This window comes from Modestobacter sp. SYSU DS0657, assembly GCF_054050925.1.
In genome coordinates, this window is sequence record NZ_JBJHAG010000006.1 from 117,574 (window position 1) to 135,883 (window position 18,310).

The window sequence follows — 18,310 nt, forward strand, 5'->3', positions numbered from 1 at the left end:
CGGTCACCGTCAGCCCCCGGCCGGTGCGCGACGGGTCCGGGCGTGCTCCTCGACCAGGGCGGCGAACCGGCCGGCGAACGGCGCCCACACCTCCGCGACGTCGGGCAGCACCGCGGCGGCGCGGGCGCAGACGGTCGCGACGTCGGTGCCGCTGCTGGCCACCCCGACCGGGTCGGAGCCGGCCCACCGGCGCAGCACCGCCTCGTCGGGCTCGATGTGGAACTGCAGCCCGTACACGTGCTGCCCGACCCGGTAGGCCTGGTGCGGGTAGGCGGGGTTGCTGGCCAGCAGCGTCGCGCCGGGAGGCAGTGCGTCGATCTCGTCGTGGTGCCACTGCAGCACGTCCGGCGACAGCGGCAGCGGGCCGAACAGCGGGTCCGCGTCGGCGGCGTCCCGCTTGGCCACGAGCGTGGCGCCGACCTCCGGCCCGCCGGCCCCCACCCGGGTGCTGCCGCCGCCGACCTGGGCGAGCAGCTGGGCCCCCAGGCAGATGGCCAGCGTCGGCAGGTCGGCGGCCAGCGCCTGGGCCAGCAGGCGCCGGACGCCGGTGAGCTCCGGGGAGACCTCCGCGGGGTCCAGCGAGGACTGCGGCCCGCCCAGCACCAGCAACCCGTCGACGCCGGTCAGGTCCGCCGGCAGCGGCTCCCCGCGGGACAGCCGCCGCTCGTCCAGCTCCAGCCCGGCGTTCCGCAGCCACTCCCCCAGCCTCGTCGGCGGGTCGGTGTCGGACGGGACGACGACGAGCAGGCGGGCCACGTGGGTGAGCTTATGGAACGGCCCCCTCGCAGGGACCCGCGGCGTGCGGAGCACGTCGTGGGGGGCGAGGGGGTCCTTCCTCAGAGGCCGGGGAGGTAGCGCTGCAGCTCGAAGGGGGTGACGTTCCGCCGGTAGGCGTTGAACTCCTCCCACTTGTTGCGCAGGAAGAACTGGAACACGTGCTCCCCGAGGGTCTCGGCGACCAGTTCGCTGCCCTCCATCGCGGTCAGCGCCTCACCCAGGGAGACCGGCAGGTCCTGGTAGCCGGCGGCGCGGCGCTCGGTGTCGGTCAGCGACCAGACGTCGTCCTCGGCCTCGGGCGGGAGCTCGTACCCCTTCTCGATGCCGCGCAGCCCGGCGGCGAGCAGCACCGCGAACGTCAGGTACGGGTTGCAGGCGGAGTCCGGCGAGCGGACCTCGACCCGGGCCGAGTTGCCCTTGTTCGGCTTGTAGGAGGGCAGCCGGACCAGCGCGGAGCGGTTGGCCCGGCCCCAGGTGGCGGCGGTGGGCGCCTCGGTGCCGGCGAGCAGCCGGCGGTAGGAGTTGACCGTCTGGTTGGTGATCGCGGTCATCTCCCGGGCGTGGGTCAGCAGCCCGGCGATGAACTGCTTGGCCGTCGTGGACAGCCGCATCGGGTCCGACGGGTCGTGGAAGGCGTTGCGGTCGCCCTCGAACAGCGACAGGTGCGTGTGCATCGCCGAGCCGGCCAGCTCGGTGAACGGCTTGGGCATGAACGTGGCGTGCACCTGCTGGCCGAGCGCGACCTCACGGACGACGTGCCGCAGCGTCATGATGTTGTCGGCCATGGACAGCGCGTCGGCGTACCGCAGGTCGATCTCCTGCTGGCCCGGCGCGACCTCGTGGTGGCTGAACTCCACCGAGATGCCCATCGCCTCGAGCGCGAAGACCGCCTCCCGGCGGAAGTCGTGGGCGACGTTGTGGGTGGACAGGTCGAAGTAGCCCCCGGTGTCGGCCGGCTGCGGCGGGGTGCCGTCGCTGGGCAGGTCCTTGAGCAGGAAGAACTCGACCTCGGGGTGGGTGTAGAAGGTGAACCCCATGTCCGCGGCCTTGGCCAGGGTGCGGCGCAGCACGTGCCGCGGGTCGGCCCAGGCCGGCGACCCGTCGGGCAGCGTGATGTCGCAGAACATCCGGGCGGTGTCGCTGGCCTGGCCCTTGGCCGCCGGCATCACCTGGAAGGTGCCCGGGTCGGGCTTGGCGAGCATGTCGGACTCGTACACCCGGGCGAAGCCCTCGATCGCCGAGCCGTCGAAGCCGATGCCCTCCGCGAACGCCGCCTCGATCTCGGCCGGGGCGACGGCGACGGCCTTGAGGTAGCCGGAGACGTCGGTGAACCACAGCCGCACGAAGCGGATGTCGCGCTCCTCCAGGGTGCGCAGGACGAACTCCTGCTGGCGGTCCATGTTCGCCATGCTGGCCTCCGGTCGTGACGGTCGTGTTACGCGACCCCCAGCCTGCCCCCTGGGAGGGGCCGGCACGAGTGGGCCGGGTTCGGAGTCCAGATCGGCGGCCCGTGGCCCGGTCGGCACCGGGGGTCCGTGCACGACGGCGGGCAGCAGGACGAAGATCTCCCCGGGCGCCTCCTGCCGGGGGCGCCGGAACCGTTCGCGCCGCGGCCCCGCCGCCGGCGTCCGTGGAGGAGCGTCATGACCGAGTCGGTGCTCTATGGCGGCACGTCGACCGCCCGGGTGCGCGTGCACCACCTGCAGCAGGCCAAGGAACGGGGCGAGAGGTGGGCCATGCTCACCGCCTACGACACGGTCAGCGCCGCGGTCTTCGAGGAGGCCGGGATCCCGGTGCTGCTCGTGGGCGACTCCGCCGGCAACGTCGTGCTCGGGCACGCCAGCACCGTGCCGGTGACGGTCGAGGACCTCCTGCTGCTCACCAAGGCCGTCACCCGGTCCACGACGCGGGCGCTGGTCGTCGCCGACCTGCCGTTCGGCAGCTACGAGTCGGGGCCCCAGCAGGCCTACGAGACCGCCGTCCGGATGATGAAGGAGGGCGGCGCGCAGGCGGTCAAGCTCGAGGGCGGGGTCCGGGTGGCCCCGCAGATCCGGCTGCTGCACGAGGCCGGCATCCCGGTCATGGCGCACATCGGGTTCACCCCGCAGAGCGAGCACGCCCTCGGTGGCTTCCGGGTGCAGGGGCGCGGCGCCGGCGCGGAGCAACTGCTCGCCGACGCCCGGGCGGTGCAGGAGGCCGGCGCCTTCGCCGTCGTCCTGGAGATGGTGCCCGCGGCGATCGCCGGTCAGGTGACCGCGGAACTGGCGATCCCCACCATCGGCATCGGCGCCGGCCCGGACTGCGACGCCCAGGTGCTGGTGTGGCCGGACATGGCCGGGCTCACCGGTGGCCGGGTGCCGCGGTTCGTGAAGAAGTACGCCGACCTGCGCGCCGAGCTGCTGCGCGCGGCCCGGGAGTACGCCGACGAGGTTCGCACCGGGGCCTTCCCCACCGCCGAGCACTCCTTCGACTAGCCGCGGCGACGGCGTGCGCGAACTGCCAGCTCTGCCCGTCGAACCTGGCACCCAGCGCACGCTGTTCGCGCGGTTGGACTACACGTCGGTGATGCGGACGCCGGCGTGCGCCTTGTAGCGGCGGTTGACCGACACCAGGTTGATCGTCAGCGCCTCGACCTGCCGGGCGTTGCGCAGCCGCCCGGCGTAGACCCCGCGCATGCCCGGCAACCGCCCGGCCAGCGCCTGCACCACGTCGGTGGCCTCCCGGGTGTCGCCGACGACCATCACGTCGCCGTCGAGGGTGGGCCGGGAGAGGTCCTCCAGCAGGACGGCGGAGAGGTGGTGGAAGGCGCCCACGACGAAGCTGTCCGGCAGCAGCACCGCGGCCTGCTGGCAGACGCTGCCCTCGGGGACGTCGAGCACGTAGGCGCCCAGCTCGTCCCAGCCCATCGGCACCACGCAGTCGACGACGACCTTGCCGGCCAGCGGGGTCGCCAGCTCGGCCAGGGTGTCGGCGTGCCCGGCATACGGGACCGCGACCACGACGAGGTCGGCCGCACCGGCGACGTCGGTGTTCGACCCACCGCGGACCGACACCTCCACGCCCCCCGCGGCCGCGCCGGCCCGGGTGGCGACCTCGCCGGCGACCTGCTCGGCGCGTTCGGCGTCCCGGGAGCCGAGCAGCACCCGCTGCCCGGCCGCGGCCAGACGCACCGCCAGCCCGCGGCCCTGCGGCCCGGTGCCCCCGAGCACGCCGACCACGAGGTCCTCCAGCGCACGTCCGTCCGTCACGAGCCCTCCTGCCGCTCCGGCCGCGCACCGGCGCGCGCCCGCTGCCGACGATCATGCCCTTCCCGGCCGTTCCCGGCCGACCGGAACACCGGTGGGAACCCCGCTCAGCGGCGGCGCCCCTCCTCCCACTCCCGGTCGGCGGCGTCGGCCGCCTCGTTGCGCTCGGCGACCTTCGCCAGTGCCTGCTCGGCCTCCTCGCGGGTGTCGAACGGCCCGAGCCGGTGCCGCTCCGCGCAGCCGTCGCGGTCTTCCACCGCGTGGTGCTTGAGGCAGTAGAACCAGGGACCCGTGGCCACGTCGGCCTCCTCTCTCCTCGGACCGTCCCAGCCTCGCACCCAGGCCGGGTGCGCGCCGCCCCGGGCGCGGGGCGCGCACGGACCTCGCGGTACCGGAACGAGCAGCTCAGCAGGGGTTCTGCCGGAGCCGCCGGTGGTGCATCCTGCTGCCATGACGGACGATCGGGGGCCGGCCACGGAGCGTCACCGGCATCCGGAGGACGGGGCCGAGGGCAGCTCCGGGCGCACCCCCGACAGCCGGGTGGCCGCCTGGTGCCTCGCCGCGCTGCTGGCCGTCGGCGCCGGGCTCGGCTCGCTGAACCTGTTCATCGACGGGGTGCTGCGCGAGGGGCCGACCCGGTGGCTGTACCTGGCGACGATGGTCGCGCTGCTGTGCCTGGGCGCGGCGCTGGCGGTGCGCCGGCAGGTCGATGCACGGACGACGGCCGCGCTGGTCGTCGTGGGGGACGTCGTCTACGTCGTGGTGGCCCGCTCGGTCACCGACCCGATGCTCTACTCACCGCCGCTGATGCTGCTGTTCTGCTGCGCGGCGGCGGCCTGGTTCCTCGGTCCCCGGATGCTGGCCCTGCACCTGGTCCTGGTGGTGGTGGCCTGCGCCGCCGCGCTGGCCGGCCACTACCCCGACGCCGCTGGCCTCACCGTCCAGGTCGCGGTCAACGCGGTGGTGCTCGACGTCGTCACCGTCGGCGTGTTCCTGCTGCGGCGCCGGGTCGAGCGGTTGCTGACCCGCACCCGGGCGCTCTCCTCGACCGATCCGCTGACCGGGCTGGCCAACCGCCGGTGCCTGGTGGAGCAGGCGCCGCGGATCTGGCGCCAGGCCCGCCGGGAGGGGCAGCGGGTGGTGGCCCTGGTCCTGGACCTGGACCACTTCAAGCGGCTGAACGACGCGTTCGGGCACGCGGTCGGCGACGAGGTGCTGCGCTGCGTGGCCGCGGCCCTGGCCCGCACCGTCCGGCCGACCGACGTGCTGGCCCGGACCGGGGGCGAGGAGCTGGTGGTCATCGGTCTGGCCGGTGACCCGGCCGAGGCGCGGCACCTGGCCGAGCGCCTGCGCGCCGCGGTGGCCACCAGCCCCGCCGGGCGGGACCGGGAGGTGACGGTCTCGATCGGGGCGGCGCTGACCGGCCCAGACGACACCGAGCACCCGGCGGAGGCGCTGTGGCGGCTGGTCGACCGCGCCGATGCGGCGATGTACCGGGCCAAGGAGAACGGTCGGGACCAGGTGGCGCTGGCCGGTGCCCAGCTCGTGCCCCTCCTCCGCGAGCCCCGCCACCCGGCACCGGAGCCGCCGCCGTCCGCGCAGGCGCCCGACCCGGCGTCCGGTGGCATGGCCTGACGGCGTCCGCGCGGTGGACCACCGCCGGTTCTGCTTTCCTCCACCCATGACCGTGACCACGCCGGGACGTCCGCACCCCGACCCCACCCGCACCGTGCCGCTGCCGCTGCGGGAGCAGGCCGACGTGCGCGACCGCTGGCTCACCCAGCGGCTGCTGGACCTGCTGCCGGTGCTGATGGACCGCGCGGGCATCGACCTGTGGGTGGTCGTGGGCCGGGAGTACAACGAGGACCCGGTGCTGCCGACGCTGCTGCCGGCGACCTGGCTGTCGGCCCGGCGGCGCACGATCCTGCTGTTCCACCGGAGCGACGACGGGGTCACCGCGGCGGCCGTGTCCCGCTACCCCGTCGGTCAGTTCCAGCCGGCCTGGGACGACGACGGGCTCCCCGGGCTCACCGCCGAGCAGTCGCAGTGGGCGTCGGTCCGCCGGTTCGTCGACCAGGCGGCACCCCGCTCCATCGGCATCGACGTGTCGGCGACCTTCGCGCACGCCGACGGCCTGTCCGCCACCGAGCACCGGCTGCTGATGGACGCGCTCGGCCCGCACGCGGACCGGGTCGTCCCCGCCGAGCGCCTGGTCGTGGGCTGGCTGGAGACCCGGCTGCCGGAGGAGATCGCTGCGTTGCACGCGATGAACCGGCTGGCGCACGAGGTGATCGAGCAGGCGTTCTCCCCCGCCGTGATCGAGGTGGGGCGCACGACGGCGCTGGACGTCGCCTGGTGGATCCGGCAGCGCTTCGCCGACCTGGGCGTCGACCCGTGGTTCCAGCCCACCGTCGGCCTGCAACGCGCCGGGACCCCGCTGGTCGACGAGCACGGCACGGCGCTGCCCGGCGTGCCGTACGACGCCGTCGTCGAACCCGGGGACCTGCTGCACTGCGACGTCGGCCTCTCCAGCCTGGGGCTGACCACCGACACCCAGCGCAACGCCTACGTGCTCCGGCCCGGTGAGACCCGACCGCCGGCCGGCCTGGCCGCGGCGCTGCGGGTGGGCAACCGGATGCAGGACCTGACGACGGCGGCGCTGCAGCCCGGGTGCACCGGCGACCAGGTGCTCGCCGCCGCCCGGGCCGCCGCCGCCGCGGCCGGCATCGACGGCGACGTCTACTCCCACCCGGTGGGCGTGCACGGGCACGGCGCCGGACCGGCGGTCGGCACGTGGGACCAGCAGGACGGCGTCCCCGGCGCCGGCGGGGCCGTCGTCCACCCCGACACCGTCTGGGCGCTGGAGCTGTGCGTGCGGGTGCCGGTGCCGGAGTGGGGCGGTCAGGTGGTCCGGGTCGGGCTGGAGCAGGGCATCGCGCTGACGAGCGCCGGGGTGGAGTACCTCGACGGCCGGCAGACCGAGCTCATCGTGGTCCCGTCGCCCTGAGCTCGCTCTCGCCCAGCTGGGCGCGCAGCCCGCGCACCTCCTCCGCCAGTGCCCGGACCTCGGCCCGCAGGGCGTCGTCGTCCTGCTGGTCCTGGGCCTGCGCGGCGTCGGCCACCCGGCCGACGAACCAGGAGGCGACCGCCGCGGTGACCACACCGAGCAGGGCGATGCCGCCGACCATCAGCAGCACCGCGACCAGCCGGCCCTCCGCGGTGACCGGGTAGGCGTCGCCGTAGCCGACGGTGGTGATGGTCGCCACCGACCACCAGACCGCGTCCCCGTAGGTGGTGATCACCGCGCCGGGAGCGTCGCGCTCGGCGTCGAGCACCGCCAGGGAGGCCATGAAGGAGATCAGCAGCGCGATCAGCGTGACGTACCAGGCGACCCGGCCGTGCAGGGAGACGGTGAGCTTGCGGTCGAGCACCCGCGCGACCCGGACGAGGCTGACGATGCGCAGCGGCCGCAGCAGCGGGAGCAGCACCGCCAGGCCGTCGATCCAGTTCTGCCGGACGAAACGCCAGCGCTGCTCGGCCAGCACCAACCGGATCAGGTAGTCGGCGCCGAACACCGGCCACGCCGCCAGGGTGACGACGGTCAGCGTGGTCTGGACCCAGTCCGGGAACCCCGGGCGCAGGACCCGCCACGCGTAGGCGGTGACGAACAGCAGTGCGACGACGACGAGCGGCCACTGGCTGGCCCGCTCGTAGCGGGCCCTGATCTCCTCGCGGTGCACCCGCTCAGTGTCGCCGGGTCACTTCTCCCGCGCGTCGGCGGTCTTCCGGTCGTTGTACTTCTGCAGGGCGTCGGCCAGCTCGTCCTTGTCCATCGTCGAGCGGCCCGGGATGTCGGCGTCCTTGGCGAGGTCGTAGAGGTGGGACTTGGAGGCGTTCGCGTCGACCCCGCCCTTGCTGTCGTAGTCGGTGTCGGCGTTGCCCCTGGCCGACTGCTCGTCGCTGGGGCCCTTCTTGCCGCCCTCCTTGGGCTCCCAGTGGTCGCCGACCTTCTCGTGGGTGTGCTTCACCGCACCCCACGCGACCCGGTTCGCCCGCTGCTCGTCGCCGTACTCGTCGGCGGCGGAGTCGTGCGCCTTGGCGAAGGTCCGCTGCGCCTTCTCGTCGGAGCGCTGCAGCGTGCTGGGCAGCTCGCTCTGCTTCGCGTCACCGCTCTTCGTGGTCTTCGGCACGGCCGTTCTCCTCGGTCGTCGGGACGGGTCGACCTCGGACGGCTACCCGGTGGGGAGCCCGGCCAGTCACCGGGCTCCCCACCGGGCGCGGTTCAGCGCCGGGCCGGCAGCGTGGCGCGCCGACCCGGCGCCCGGGTCACCGCCAGTTCAGCCAGCGGGCCTTGGCGAGCGTGACGGCCAGCGCCCAGTAGGCGGGCTTGCGCGTGTAGTCCTCGAACATCACGTTGGCCGCGCCGGTGCCCTCGAAGAAGTGCGGCACCCACGAGTACTTGTCGTTGAAGCCCCAGATGGTGAAGCTGTTGCACTCCTCCACGCGCAGGCACGCCTGCAGGGCCATGCGGTACCAGTCGGCCTGCTGGTCCAGCTGCTGCCAGGTGGGCCGGCCGTTCTCGCCCAGCGGCATGCGCACGTCGAGCTCGGTGATCGCGGTCTCCAGGCCGAGGTCGTCGAAGCGCTGCAGGTTCTCCTGCAGGGTCGCCGGGAACGGGTACTCGAAGCTCAGGTGCGACTGGGTGGCGAAGCCGTGCAGCGGCACGCCCTCGGCCAGCAGGTCCTGGGCGAGCGAGTAGTAGGCGTCGCTCTTGGCCCCGATGTCGTCGACGGCGTAGTCGTTGAGGAAGAGCTTCGCCTGCGGGTCGGCCTCGTGGGCCCAGCGGAAGGCGTCGGCGATGATGCCCGGGCCGAGCTTGCTGATCCAGATGTTCTCCGGACGGAAGGTGGGGTTCGCCCCGTCGGTGAAGATCTCGTTGGCGACGTCCCACTGCTGGATCTTGCCGGCGTACCGGCCGACCACGGTCTGGATGTGGTCCTTCAGGATCGCGCGCAGCTCGTCGGGGGTGAAGTCGCCCTCCTCCAGCCACGCCGGGTTCTGGCTGTGCCACAGCAGGGTGTGGCCGCGCACGGCCTGCCCGTTGCGCTGGGCGAACTCGACGATCGCGTCCGCGGCGGCGAACTCGTACCGGTCCTGCTCGGGGTGGATGAACTCCCACTTCATCTGGTTCTCCGGCGACAAGGAGCTGAACTCCCGCGCCAGCGCCTTGCGGTAGGGCTTGTCGTAGGTGAACGGGTCGGGGTAGTCCTGCTCCAGGTGGTGCCCGCCCCCGGCGACCGCGGTGCCGATCGCCAGGTCGTCGGGGGCCACCGTGCGCAGGCCGAGCCGGTCGAGGGTCTTCTGGACGCGTTGTTCCACGGCGTGGTCGGGTGCTCGACCGCGTTCCCCGGCCGGGGCGGCCGCGGCCGGGGCCAGGGTCGCGCCGAGCAGGACGGGCAGCATGCCCACCCCCACCGCGCACCGGAGGAACGTTCGGGACAGGGACCGCTGGGGGCGCATGGCGCAACCTCTCGTCGGCGACGTTGCCAGTTCCGGGAGTTTTCCGGAAGTGATGTGCGGCACGTTAAGGACGGCTGTGAGCCGTGGCAAGAGGCGGTCGGCGTGTCCCGGTCTCACCCGGTCGGGGCTGGTGGGCGTGTCCCCGAGCCGTAGGGTGGACCCTCCGACGAGGAGGAGGGGTCCGTGTCCGAGACCCAGACGCGCACGGTCACCATCGCGGCCATCGCGGCCGAGGCGGGGGTGTCCGTGCCGACGGTCTCACGTGTGCTCAACGGCCGGTCCGACGTGGCCCCGCACACCCGGCAGCGGGTCGAGGCCCTGCTGCGCTCGCACGGCTACCAGCGGCGCGGTGGGCGCGCCCCGGAGACCCCCAAGCTCGTCGACCTGGTGTTCAGCGACCTGGACAGCCCCTGGGCGGTGGAGATCATCCGCGGCGTCGAGGGCACCGTGCACGCCGAGGGTGCGGGCACGGTGATCAGCGCGATCCACCGCCGGGCCAGCGACGCCCGGGTGTGGCTGGACAACCTGCGCGCCCGGGCCAGCGACGGCGCGGTGCTGGTCACCAGCGCCCTGGACCCGGCGCTGGAGTCCGAGCTCCGCGAGCTGCACGTGCCCGCCGTGGTGATCGACCCCGCCGGCGTGCCGGCGCTCGACGTCCCGACCATCGGCGCGACGAACTGGGCCGGCGGGGTCAGCGCCACCGAGCACCTGCTGGGCCTGGGACACCGCCGGATCGGCTACGTGGGTGGCACGCCGTCGCTCTCCTGCAGCCGGGCCCGGCTCGGCGGGTACCGCGCGGGGCTGGCCGCGGCGGGGCTGCGCGTCGATCCCGATCTGATGCTGGAGGGCGACTTCGGCTACGAGTCCGGGTTCGCCGCGGCGAGCCGGCTGCTGGCCCTCCCCGAGCCGCCGACCGCGGTCTTCGCGGCCAACGACCAGATGGCGATGGGCGTCTACGAGGCGGTCCGGCGCCGGGGGCTGCGGGTGCCCGAGGACGTCAGCATCGTCGGCTTCGACGACCTGCCGGCGGCCCAGTGGTCCTCGCCACCGCTGACCACGGTGCACCAGCCGCTGGCCGAGATGGGCATGGTGGCCGCCCGCACCCTGCTGCGGCTGGTCCGCGGCGAGCCGGTGGAGAGCCCCCGGTTGGAGCTGGCCACCGAGCTGGTCGTCCGGGACAGCACCGCTCCCGCGCGGGCCTGACGCACGGCAGCGCCCCCGAGAAGTTCCTCGGGGGCGCTGCCGTGCGCGGGCTCAGTCGGCGGTGTCCGAGCTCTGCCGGTGCCCGCCCTGGGCGTCGTCGGGGTCGGCGTGCACCGTTCGCTCCTCCGACTCGGCCAGGATCACCGCGGCTTGCAGCTCCGGATCGGCGCTCGGGCCGACCGACCGCTCTTCGGGCAGCAGCTCGGCCCGCGAGTCCACGTTCTCGTCGGTGACGTTGGCCAGCGCCTCCGGCGTCGGGTCCTTCATGCTCGGCACGACGAGCTCCCTAGAACCGGTGCTGCTCGGTGCCCATGCCCAGGGCCTCGGCGACCTCCTGGACGTTGGTGAACTCGGTGTCGGCCGGCAGCCGGTGCAGAGCGGAGAGGACGCCGTCGGGGGCGTTGTTCTCCTGCGCCTTCGTCACCAGGGTGTCGCGGTCGGCCGGCCACACGTCCTTGCCGAGCACCTGGGCGATCTGCGCCCGTCGCTCGACGTCGCGCGAGTCGGTGCCGGGGGAGGTGGCGGGCTGGTGGGGGTCGGTCATCGGTGCTCCGTTCATCGGGGTGGGCGGGCTCAGCTGGCGGTGGAGTCGTCGGTGTAGCGCAGGACGGCGGCCACCGGGATGTCGCCGGGCATCGCCGTCCGGGGGACGACGACGACGCGCGCGCTGCTGCCGATCGCGGCGCGCAGCAGCGCCCGGTCGGCGGGCACGGACTCCGCACCGTCCACCCCGAGCGCGCTCATGTCCGCGGCGTCCACGCCGATCTGCAGCGGGTCGGGGCCGACCAGCAGGTCACCCTCGTCGGCGATGTCGTCGGCCAGGACCAGCTCCTCGACCTGGGCCTTGCGCAGCGCCTCGACGACCAGGGCCGTCCCGGTCACCGCGAGCCCGTGGGCGCTGGACGCCTGCACCCGCTCGACGGCGCCGGACTGCTCGTGGGCCTCGTTCTCCGCCACCAGCTCGACGGCGCGCCGTTCGATCGGCTCCCGGTCGGCGCCGGCAGCCCGGCCGCCCTCGGTCATGCTCACCAGGACGTCGGAGACCTCCTTGGTGGCCTTGTCCGCGATCAGCTGGGTGGCCCGGACGTCACCGGCGAGCAGCACGAACTGGGCCTTGTGCTGCTTGACCAGGGTGTCGACCTCGTCGGCCACCTGGCCGGCGTTCTCCTCCCACTGGTTCTCGGCGGTGTGCATGTAGGTGTTGTGCGCCCAGCCACCGACCTTGACCTTCCGCATGTGGAAGGTGTCGCCCTCGACCTCCGTCTCCTCCTCCGGGTACCCGGCGAGGGTCGCGACCGAGACGTCGGCGCCGACCCGGTCGGCGACGACGACCACGTGCGGCACCCGACCGGCCAGCTGGCGGAGCACCGGCAGCAGCGGCGGGTGCGGAGACCAGGAGGCCAGCGGCTCACGCGGCGCGTCGGCGAGCACCTGGTCGAGCACGATCCGGCCGTCGCCGGCCACGATCAGCGCCCGGCCGCGCAGGGTGGCCAGCTGGCCACCCTCGTTGACCTGCAGGAGGCGGCTGCGGACGGCCTCGACGACCGTCTCGGGCGCCCCCTGCCCGGCCAGCTCGTCGCAGGCGGCGCGGACCCGGAGCTCCACCTCGGCATCGGCGTTCTCGGTCGTGTGGGTGACGTCCACGCAGACGGTGGCGTACGGGCCCGGGGCGGCGAACACCGGCTCCAGGAAGGACACGTCCATCGGGTGAGCAGCTCCTTCGATCGTTCGTCTCGCGGCCCCGGTGGGGACCGCAACGTGCGTCGTCGCGGCCTACCCACGCCCCCGGGCCTCACACCCGGTGTGTCAGTCCCGGCCCCTCGGGTAGGCGGAGCCGGACACGTTGCCGCCACGCACCCGAGGAGCCGGCATGGCCGAACACGACACCCTGCCCCTGCCCGACTACGACCACCTGCCCGTGGGCAGCCTGACCTCCCGCATCCGCACGCTGGACGCCCAGCAGCTGGAGACCGTGCTCGACTACGAGCAGTCGCACGCCAACCGCGTGCAGGTGGTGCAGGCGATGACCCACCGGCTCGACGAGCTGAAGTCCGGCGCGCAGCCGTCCGGGGGCGACCCGGAGGGCGCGCAGCCCGAGCACGCCCCGGCCGCAGCCGGCGGGTCGCCCGTCTCGGAGGCCACGACCGGCCCGGTGATCAACCCGCCGTCGCAGGGCGACCCGACCAACCCGGCCCAGCCCCGCTCGACGGGCTGAGCCAGCCGGCCGGTCAGTCCGGCTCCGCCGCGTTGTAGCGCTGCAGGGCCGAGGCGAAGGCGGCCAGTTCGTCGTCGCTCCACGCGGCCACCCGGCGGGCCAGCTCGGCCCGCTGGGCGGCCGCGGCCTCGGCGAGCACCCGCTGCCCGGCCGCGGTGACCCGCAGCAGCCGACCCCGACCACCGGCGGGGCCGCGAGCCACCAGCCCCCGGCGCTCGAGGTCGCCGACCTGCCGGCTGACCGTCGACTTGTCCAGCCGGTAGAGCGCGGCCAGGTCGACGCCGCGACACCCGCCTGCCGCGTCGATCGAGCTGAGCATCGAGTGCGCCACGAACGAGAGCTCCTGGTCGAGTCGCTGCGGCAGGCCTCGTACCCGCCGTGCGAAGACCGTCAGCTCACGCTGCACCGCTGCGGCCAGCTGGTCCCTCGCCATCGCGACCCCAAGAAGTTGTATCGTGCAACCCGTTCGTCGAGTTGCAATCTACAACCTCAAGGACGTCGCATGAGCTCGGCCGCCACTCCCCCTGACCTGCCCACCGGCACCGTCGTCCGGCACGTGCTCAGCCATCTGGCGGCGCCGGTCCTCCTCGCCACCGGGATGGCGCTGGCGTACCTGGGCGGCTTCCACCAGCCCGAGCCGCACGGGCTGCGCCTGGACCTCGTCGGCACCGGCCCCGAACCGGCCGTGCTCGCCCAGCAGCTGCAGGACTCCTTCGGCGACGCCGCCGCGGTGCGCACCGTGCCGACCGTCGACGACGCCCGCGCCGAGCTCGCCCACCTCGACGCCGCCGGCGCCTACGTGCCCGACCCGGAACGACCCACCCTGCTGGTGGCCACCGCCGCGTCGGACACCACTGCCGTGACCGTGGAGCGGATGCTCTCCCCGGTCGCCCTGGCCCAGGGCCTCCCGCTGCAGGTCGAGGACGTGGTGCCCACCGCGCCCAGCGACCCGACCGGGCAAGGCGCCTTCTTCCACCTGGTGGCCCTGTCGGTGGGCGGGTACAGCGCCGCCATCGCGATCGCCGCGGCCGGCGGCCGGCTGCGGATGCGGGTGCGGGTGCTGCTCGGGATCGCCGCCGCCGGGGTCATCGCCGCCCTGGCCACCCTGGTCGCCGGGCCGCTGTACGGCGCGCTGCCGAGCGCGGCCTGGTCGATCGGCGCCCTGGCCTGGCTCTACGTCAGCGCCGTCGTGCTGATCGGCATCGGGCTCCACACCTTCCTGGACCGCTGGACGACCGCGACCCTGGTGGGGCTGTTCGTCATGCTCAACTTCACGTCGGCCGGCGGGGTGTTCGCCCCCGCGCTGCAGCCGGCTTTCTTCGGCGCGCTGCACGAGTTCTGGATCGGCTCCGGGCTGGTGGAGGCCGCCCGCCGCCTGCTCTACTTCCCCGACCTCGGCATCGGCCGCCAGGTGCTCACCCTCGTGCTGTGGGCGCTGGCCGGGGCGGCGCTGACCGCGATCGCCGCAGCCGCCGAACGACGCCGCGCACAGCGAGCGACGCCCGCCCCCGTGCCGCCTCACCACCGCGCGGACGGCGCGGAGGAGGAGATCGAGGAGACCGTCGCCGCCTGACCTCAGGCCGCCGCCCGCGGGGCGCCGAGCAGCCGCTCGATCATCCGCCGGTCGCCCGGCCAGGCATCCAGCAGGACGTCGCGGGGGACCCGGCGGGCGGCGTAGCGCAAGGCCAGGGCCACGACGACGACGTCGTCCAGCGGGCCGATGACCGGCAGGAACTCCGGGATCAGGTCGACCGGCGAGAGCACCCACAGCCCGGCGACCGCCAGCGCCACCCTGGCCCGGCGCGGCACGGCGGGGTGCCGGCGCAGCGCACGGACCGCGACGACGCAGGCCGGCAGGAAGCGGGCCAGCTCCCGCGCGGTGCCCGGCGGCAACGTCCGGGCCAGCAGGACCAGCAGCGCCCAGCTCGCCAGCACGACCACCACCCCGGTGACCAGCGCCGTCCACCACCCGCCCACGACGACCATCCTGGCCGATCCGTCCGCTCGCCCACAGCGCCGCGGGCACATGACGCTCTCGTGGAGAACCACCCGTCCGACGTTCGGCTGCTGCCGGAGCGGCAACTCCCCCGGTGACCTGGACCCGAGATCGGAAGGCTCTCCGGCACATGCGCCATCTCCTCGCAGGGGCCTGCGCGACCCTCCTCCTCGCCGGCTGCGGCTCCTCCGCCACCGAGGACCCCCCGGCCGAGCCCTCCACCGGCGCGACCGGCACGACCAGCGCGACCGGCACGCCCGGCGCCACCGGTACGGGCGACCGCCTCCCCGGGGAGGACCCGGCCGACCGCTCCCTGGAGCCGATCGGCGCGCCGGACACGGTCGACTCCGCGGCGGAGGGGGCCGGTGCACCGGTGGCCCTCGTCGACGTGCGGCTCGGTGCGCACGAGGCCTTCGACCGGGTCGTCTTCGAGCTGGCCGGCGAGGGGCTGGCCGGCTGGGAGGTCGGGTACACCGACGAGCCCCGGTCGGCGGGATCCGGTCAGGAGGTCGACGTCCCGGGCGAGGCCGACCTGGGCATCACGCTGACCAACATCGCGCTGCCCGGTGACGCGCCGGCCGGGGTCGAGCCGTGGGACGGGCCGGAGCACCTGCGCCTCACCGACGCGGGCGCCCTGGACACGCTGGTCCGGGGCGCCCTGCTGGGCGGGCGGGCCACCTTCTTCGCCGGCCTGGACGAGCGGCGCCCGTTCGCGGTCGGCCTCCTGGCGGAGCCGCAGCGGATCGTCGTCGACGTCCTCGCGGAGCAGCGGTCGGGCACCGTCCCGCTGAGCCAGCGGTGCGAGAGCCCGGCCGGCTTCGCGGTCAGCTACCCCGAGGGCTGGGCGGTCAACTCCGGGGAGACCGCGCCGGCGTGCACCCGGTTCGCGCCGGAGGCGTTCACGGTCCCCCCGGGAACCGACGCGCGCATGGGCGCGATCACCGCGTCGATCGAGCCGGTGGCCGTGGACCGGATCGCCGCGCCGGACCCGGACCGGGACCTGCAGCGCCGCGAGACCAGCGTCGACGGTCGCCCCGGGGTGCGGGTGGAGCGGGCGAGCCAGGGGCGTGGGCTCTGGCCGGAGGGCATCCGCTCCACCAGCTACGTCATCGGCCTGCCCGACGGGGACGACGGTCCGCGCACGCTGGTGTTCGACACCGTCGGACTGCCGCAGTTCGACTACGCCCGCAACGTCGGCGTCCTGGACCGGATGGCCGAGACCCTGGAGATCACCGCCGCCGGCTGATCGCGGGGCTGCCGGGGCCGCTGGGCTCCGTGTGGTGCCCGGGGTCGGTCGTCCACGACACGTCGCCCGACCCGCGCGGCACCGGTGGACGATCGCCCTACCGTCCGTCCATGCGCGAGAACCGCCCTTCCCCGGCCGCCTCCTCGACCGCCCGCCTGCACCAGCTCCGGCTGATCGCCGCGGCCCGGGTCAGCGCCTGCGGCCCGGCCACCCACCAGCAGGTCAGCGACATCGTCCGGGTCACCGTGGACGACGAGGTCGACACCCGCACGTTCCGGGCGATCGTCGCCGAGGTCGCCCCCGACCTGGACTGAGTGGTGGCGGGGTCCGGTGTGACTCCCCTCCGAGCACCCTGCGCTGCGTGACCAGTTCCCGCTTCGACTGGAGTCGGGGAGGCCACCGCCGTTGTGTACGGCGCAGGCCTGCCGCACGGATGCGGCAGGCGCCCCCACACTCCGGAGGACGCCCGCATGGGGTTGAGCGTCGTCACCAACACCGCGTCGCTGTCGGCGCACCGCGCCCTCACCCAGACCGACCGCGCGATGGGCCGGTCGCTCGAACGGCTGTCCTCGGGCTTCCGGATCAACCGGGCCGCGGACGACGCCGCCGGCCTGGCGGTCTCGGAGGGGCTGCGGGCCCAGCTCGGGGGCATGCGGCAGGCGGTCCGCAACAGCCGCGATGCCATCAGCGTCCTGCAGACTGCCGAGGGAGCGCTGGCCGCGACGACCGCGCTGCTGCAGCGGATGCGCGACCTGGCGGTCCAGGCGGCCAACGACGGCGCGCTGGACGACACGGCCCGGGCCGGGGTGCAGACCGAGGTCGACCAGCTCAAGGCCGAGGTCGACCGGATCGCCGCCACCACGTCGTTCAACGGCCGCCCGCTGCTGGACGGCGACTACACCGGCCACTTCCAGGTCGGTGCGAACGCCGGCGAGACGCTCACCGTGGCCATCGGCTCCCCCGGCGCCGGGATGAGCGCCACCGACCTGGGCCTGGAACCGGTGGACGTCACCGGGTCCACGCGTCTCACCGGGACGGTCACCGCCGCCGTGTCCGACGCGGAGGGCACCCCGGCCGCGGGTTCGGTGGCGCTGACCGGCGACGACTTCCTCACCGGCGGTGCCCTCAGCCCCGCATACGCCCGACTGACCGGCACGATCACCTACAACGGGAGGTCCTTCGACCTCAGCACCGTCGACTACTCGGGCGCGACCCACTCCGGTGACCAGCTGGTGCGGCTGCACGACGCGCTCTCGGCCGCGCTGGGCACCTCGCTGAGCTACATGCACGCCGACGCCACCACGCTGACCTTCGTCGGCGACGCCCCGGCTCCCGGATCGACCCCGGCGGACGCGGCGGCGCTCACGCCCCGGTACTCCGGTCCCACCGGTGCGGACGGCGCGATCGGGCTCATCGACGCGGCCATCGCCCGGGTCTCCTCGACCCGGGCGGAGCTCGGCGCGGCGCAGAACCGGTTGGAGCACACCATCGCCCGGCTCGGCGTGTCGATCGAGAACACCGCCGCGGCGGAGTCACGCATCAGGGACACCGACATGGCCGCGGAGACGACCGTCCTCACCCGCGTCCAGGTCCTCGCCCAGGCCGGGACGGCGATGCTGGCCCACGCCAACCAGACCCCGCAGAACGTGCTGAAGCTGCTGGGCTGACCGCCCGGCGGGGGCGACGGACGAGTCGGCCTGTACGCCGGGTTCTGTCCCCGGGGGCCTCGCGGCACCCCGTTGGGCGGCCATCCATCTGGGCCTGCCGTTGCCGGCAGGCTCGAGCGGTCCACCCGCAGGCTCGGGCGGGCAGCCCTCGAACGCCTGCGCAGGACGGCGTCCGGATCGCTCCGACCGCCGTCCGTTTTCGACCTTGCTCCGGGTGGGGTTTACCGAGCCACACCGGTCACCCGGTGTGCGGTGGTCTCTTACACCGCCGTTTCACCCTTACCAGTGCACGCACTGGCGGTCTGTTCTCTGTGGCACTGTCCCGCGGGTCACCCCGGGTCGCTGTTAACGACCACCCTGCCCTGTGGAGCCCGGACGTTCCTCGGCGGCGGGGTCTCCCCCACCGACGCGACCGCCCAGCCGACTCGTCCGTCGTGCCGG

General features: G+C 74.3%; 21 protein-coding genes and 1 other RNA gene. 9 read left to right on the forward strand and 13 right to left on the reverse strand.

The genetic code is table 11. The features are described 5' to 3' along the window. Positions 1 to 9 precede the first annotated feature (9 nt). Both ACI79A_RS06315 and ACI79A_RS06320 read right to left on the reverse strand, forming a co-directional pair. Positions 10 to 756, reverse strand: a complete 747-nt coding sequence (locus ACI79A_RS06315) for a type 1 glutamine amidotransferase (RefSeq protein WP_457081092.1) — start codon at positions 754 to 756, stop codon at positions 10 to 12. A gap of 80 nt (positions 757 to 836) precedes the next feature. Next, positions 837 to 2,177 carry a glutamine synthetase family protein gene (locus ACI79A_RS06320; protein WP_457081094.1) on the reverse strand — a complete coding sequence of 447 codons (1,341 nt, stop codon included), beginning with the start codon at positions 2,175 to 2,177 and terminating at the stop codon, positions 837 to 839. A gap of 243 nt (positions 2,178 to 2,420) precedes the next feature. On the opposite strand from ACI79A_RS06320, the gene panB reads away from it, so the two are divergent. After that, the gene (gene panB, locus ACI79A_RS06325; RefSeq protein ID WP_457081095.1) at positions 2,421 to 3,251 is read left to right on the forward strand and encodes a 3-methyl-2-oxobutanoate hydroxymethyltransferase; all 831 of its coding nucleotides are present in this window, start codon (positions 2,421 to 2,423) and stop codon (positions 3,249 to 3,251) included. A 78-nt stretch (positions 3,252 to 3,329) separates the two neighbouring features. Here panB and npdG read toward each other — a convergent pair whose 3' ends face one another. Together npdG and ACI79A_RS06335 are read right to left on the reverse strand one after the other, a co-directional pair. Then, a complete protein-coding gene (gene npdG / locus ACI79A_RS06330; protein ID WP_457081097.1) occupies positions 3,330 to 4,025 on the reverse strand; it encodes an NADPH-dependent F420 reductase in 696 nt (231 codons plus the stop codon). Positions 4,026 to 4,129: 104 nt separating this feature from the next. Further along, positions 4,130 to 4,321 carry a hypothetical protein gene (locus ACI79A_RS06335; protein WP_457081099.1) on the reverse strand — a complete coding sequence of 64 codons (192 nt, stop codon included), beginning with the start codon at positions 4,319 to 4,321 and terminating at the stop codon, positions 4,130 to 4,132. 151 nt (positions 4,322 to 4,472) lie between these two features. On the opposite strand from ACI79A_RS06335, the gene ACI79A_RS06340 reads away from it, so the two are divergent. Both ACI79A_RS06340 and ACI79A_RS06345 read left to right on the forward strand, forming a co-directional pair. After that, complete coding sequence (locus ACI79A_RS06340; RefSeq protein WP_457081101.1) at positions 4,473 to 5,657, forward strand: GGDEF domain-containing protein; 1,185 nt, start codon at positions 4,473 to 4,475, stop codon at positions 5,655 to 5,657. Between the two features lie 46 nt (positions 5,658 to 5,703). Further along, positions 5,704 to 7,029, forward strand: a complete 1,326-nt coding sequence (locus ACI79A_RS06345) for a M24 family metallopeptidase (RefSeq protein WP_457081103.1) — start codon at positions 5,704 to 5,706, stop codon at positions 7,027 to 7,029. On the opposite strand, the gene ACI79A_RS06350 is transcribed toward ACI79A_RS06345, so the two are convergent. The 3 genes from ACI79A_RS06350 to ACI79A_RS06360 all read right to left on the reverse strand — a co-directional run bounded on the left by ACI79A_RS06350 (position 7,007) and on the right by ACI79A_RS06360 (position 9,485). Continuing rightward, the gene (locus ACI79A_RS06350; RefSeq protein ID WP_457081105.1) at positions 7,007 to 7,762 is read right to left on the reverse strand and encodes a potassium channel family protein; all 756 of its coding nucleotides are present in this window, start codon (positions 7,760 to 7,762) and stop codon (positions 7,007 to 7,009) included. The genes ACI79A_RS06345 and ACI79A_RS06350 overlap by 23 nt on opposite strands. A gap of 18 nt (positions 7,763 to 7,780) precedes the next feature. Then, positions 7,781 to 8,212: a ChaB family protein gene (locus ACI79A_RS06355; protein WP_457081107.1), complete on the reverse strand. Its 432-nt coding sequence runs from the start codon at positions 8,210 to 8,212 to the stop codon at positions 7,781 to 7,783. 136 nt (positions 8,213 to 8,348) lie between these two features. Continuing rightward, complete coding sequence (locus ACI79A_RS06360) at positions 8,349 to 9,485, reverse strand: endo-1,4-beta-xylanase (RefSeq protein WP_457081109.1); 1,137 nt, start codon at positions 9,483 to 9,485, stop codon at positions 8,349 to 8,351. Between the two features lie 240 nt (positions 9,486 to 9,725). On the opposite strand from ACI79A_RS06360, the gene ACI79A_RS06365 reads away from it, so the two are divergent. Continuing rightward, positions 9,726 to 10,745: a LacI family DNA-binding transcriptional regulator gene (locus ACI79A_RS06365; RefSeq protein ID WP_457081111.1), complete on the forward strand. Its 1,020-nt coding sequence runs from the start codon at positions 9,726 to 9,728 to the stop codon at positions 10,743 to 10,745. 51 nt (positions 10,746 to 10,796) lie between these two features. On the opposite strand, the gene ACI79A_RS06370 is transcribed toward ACI79A_RS06365, so the two are convergent. The 3 genes from ACI79A_RS06370 to ACI79A_RS06380 are packed head-to-tail and all read right to left on the reverse strand — an operon-like array spanning position 10,797 to position 12,449. Next, positions 10,797 to 11,012 (reverse strand): hypothetical protein, encoded by a 216-nt coding sequence (locus ACI79A_RS06370; protein ID WP_457081157.1) that lies wholly within the window; start codon positions 11,010 to 11,012, stop codon positions 10,797 to 10,799. A gap of 19 nt (positions 11,013 to 11,031) precedes the next feature. After that, on the reverse strand, positions 11,032 to 11,289 hold the full coding sequence (locus ACI79A_RS06375; protein ID WP_457081113.1) for a DUF2795 domain-containing protein: 258 nt from the start codon (positions 11,287 to 11,289) through the stop codon (positions 11,032 to 11,034). Between the two features lie 29 nt (positions 11,290 to 11,318). Next, a complete protein-coding gene (locus ACI79A_RS06380; protein ID WP_457081115.1) occupies positions 11,319 to 12,449 on the reverse strand; it encodes a baeRF2 domain-containing protein in 1,131 nt (376 codons plus the stop codon). Positions 12,450 to 12,615: 166 nt separating this feature from the next. Between ACI79A_RS06380 and ACI79A_RS06385 the strand changes: the two genes are divergently transcribed. Further along, positions 12,616 to 12,960, forward strand: a complete 345-nt coding sequence (locus ACI79A_RS06385) for a hypothetical protein (RefSeq protein WP_457081117.1) — start codon at positions 12,616 to 12,618, stop codon at positions 12,958 to 12,960. A gap of 13 nt (positions 12,961 to 12,973) precedes the next feature. Here ACI79A_RS06385 and ACI79A_RS06390 read toward each other — a convergent pair whose 3' ends face one another. Further along, a complete protein-coding gene (locus tag ACI79A_RS06390; RefSeq protein ID WP_457081119.1) occupies positions 12,974 to 13,393 on the reverse strand; it encodes a MarR family winged helix-turn-helix transcriptional regulator in 420 nt (139 codons plus the stop codon). A gap of 69 nt (positions 13,394 to 13,462) precedes the next feature. Between ACI79A_RS06390 and ACI79A_RS06395 the strand changes: the two genes are divergently transcribed. Then, positions 13,463 to 14,533, forward strand: a complete 1,071-nt coding sequence (locus ACI79A_RS06395) for a hypothetical protein (protein ID WP_457081121.1) — start codon at positions 13,463 to 13,465, stop codon at positions 14,531 to 14,533. Between the two features lie 2 nt (positions 14,534 to 14,535). Here ACI79A_RS06395 and ACI79A_RS06400 read toward each other — a convergent pair whose 3' ends face one another. Continuing rightward, positions 14,536 to 14,946: a YkvA family protein gene (locus tag ACI79A_RS06400; protein WP_457081123.1), complete on the reverse strand. Its 411-nt coding sequence runs from the start codon at positions 14,944 to 14,946 to the stop codon at positions 14,536 to 14,538. Between the two features lie 140 nt (positions 14,947 to 15,086). On the opposite strand from ACI79A_RS06400, the gene ACI79A_RS06405 reads away from it, so the two are divergent. From ACI79A_RS06405 to ACI79A_RS06415, 3 genes are all read left to right on the forward strand, one after another. Next, positions 15,087 to 16,202 carry an AMIN-like domain-containing (lipo)protein gene (locus ACI79A_RS06405; RefSeq protein WP_457081125.1) on the forward strand — a complete coding sequence of 372 codons (1,116 nt, stop codon included), beginning with the start codon at positions 15,087 to 15,089 and terminating at the stop codon, positions 16,200 to 16,202. 110 nt (positions 16,203 to 16,312) lie between these two features. After that, positions 16,313 to 16,516, forward strand: coding sequence for a hypothetical protein (locus ACI79A_RS06410; RefSeq protein WP_457081127.1), 204 nt, complete (start codon positions 16,313 to 16,315; stop codon positions 16,514 to 16,516). 156 nt (positions 16,517 to 16,672) lie between these two features. Continuing rightward, positions 16,673 to 17,869, forward strand: coding sequence for a flagellin N-terminal helical domain-containing protein (locus tag ACI79A_RS06415; RefSeq protein WP_457081129.1), 1,197 nt, complete (start codon positions 16,673 to 16,675; stop codon positions 17,867 to 17,869). A 17-nt stretch (positions 17,870 to 17,886) separates the two neighbouring features. On the opposite strand, the gene rnpB is transcribed toward ACI79A_RS06415, so the two are convergent. Next, an RNA gene (gene rnpB / locus ACI79A_RS06420) (RNase P RNA component class A) lies at positions 17,887 to 18,297 on the reverse strand. Positions 18,298 to 18,310: the final 13 nt, after the last annotated feature.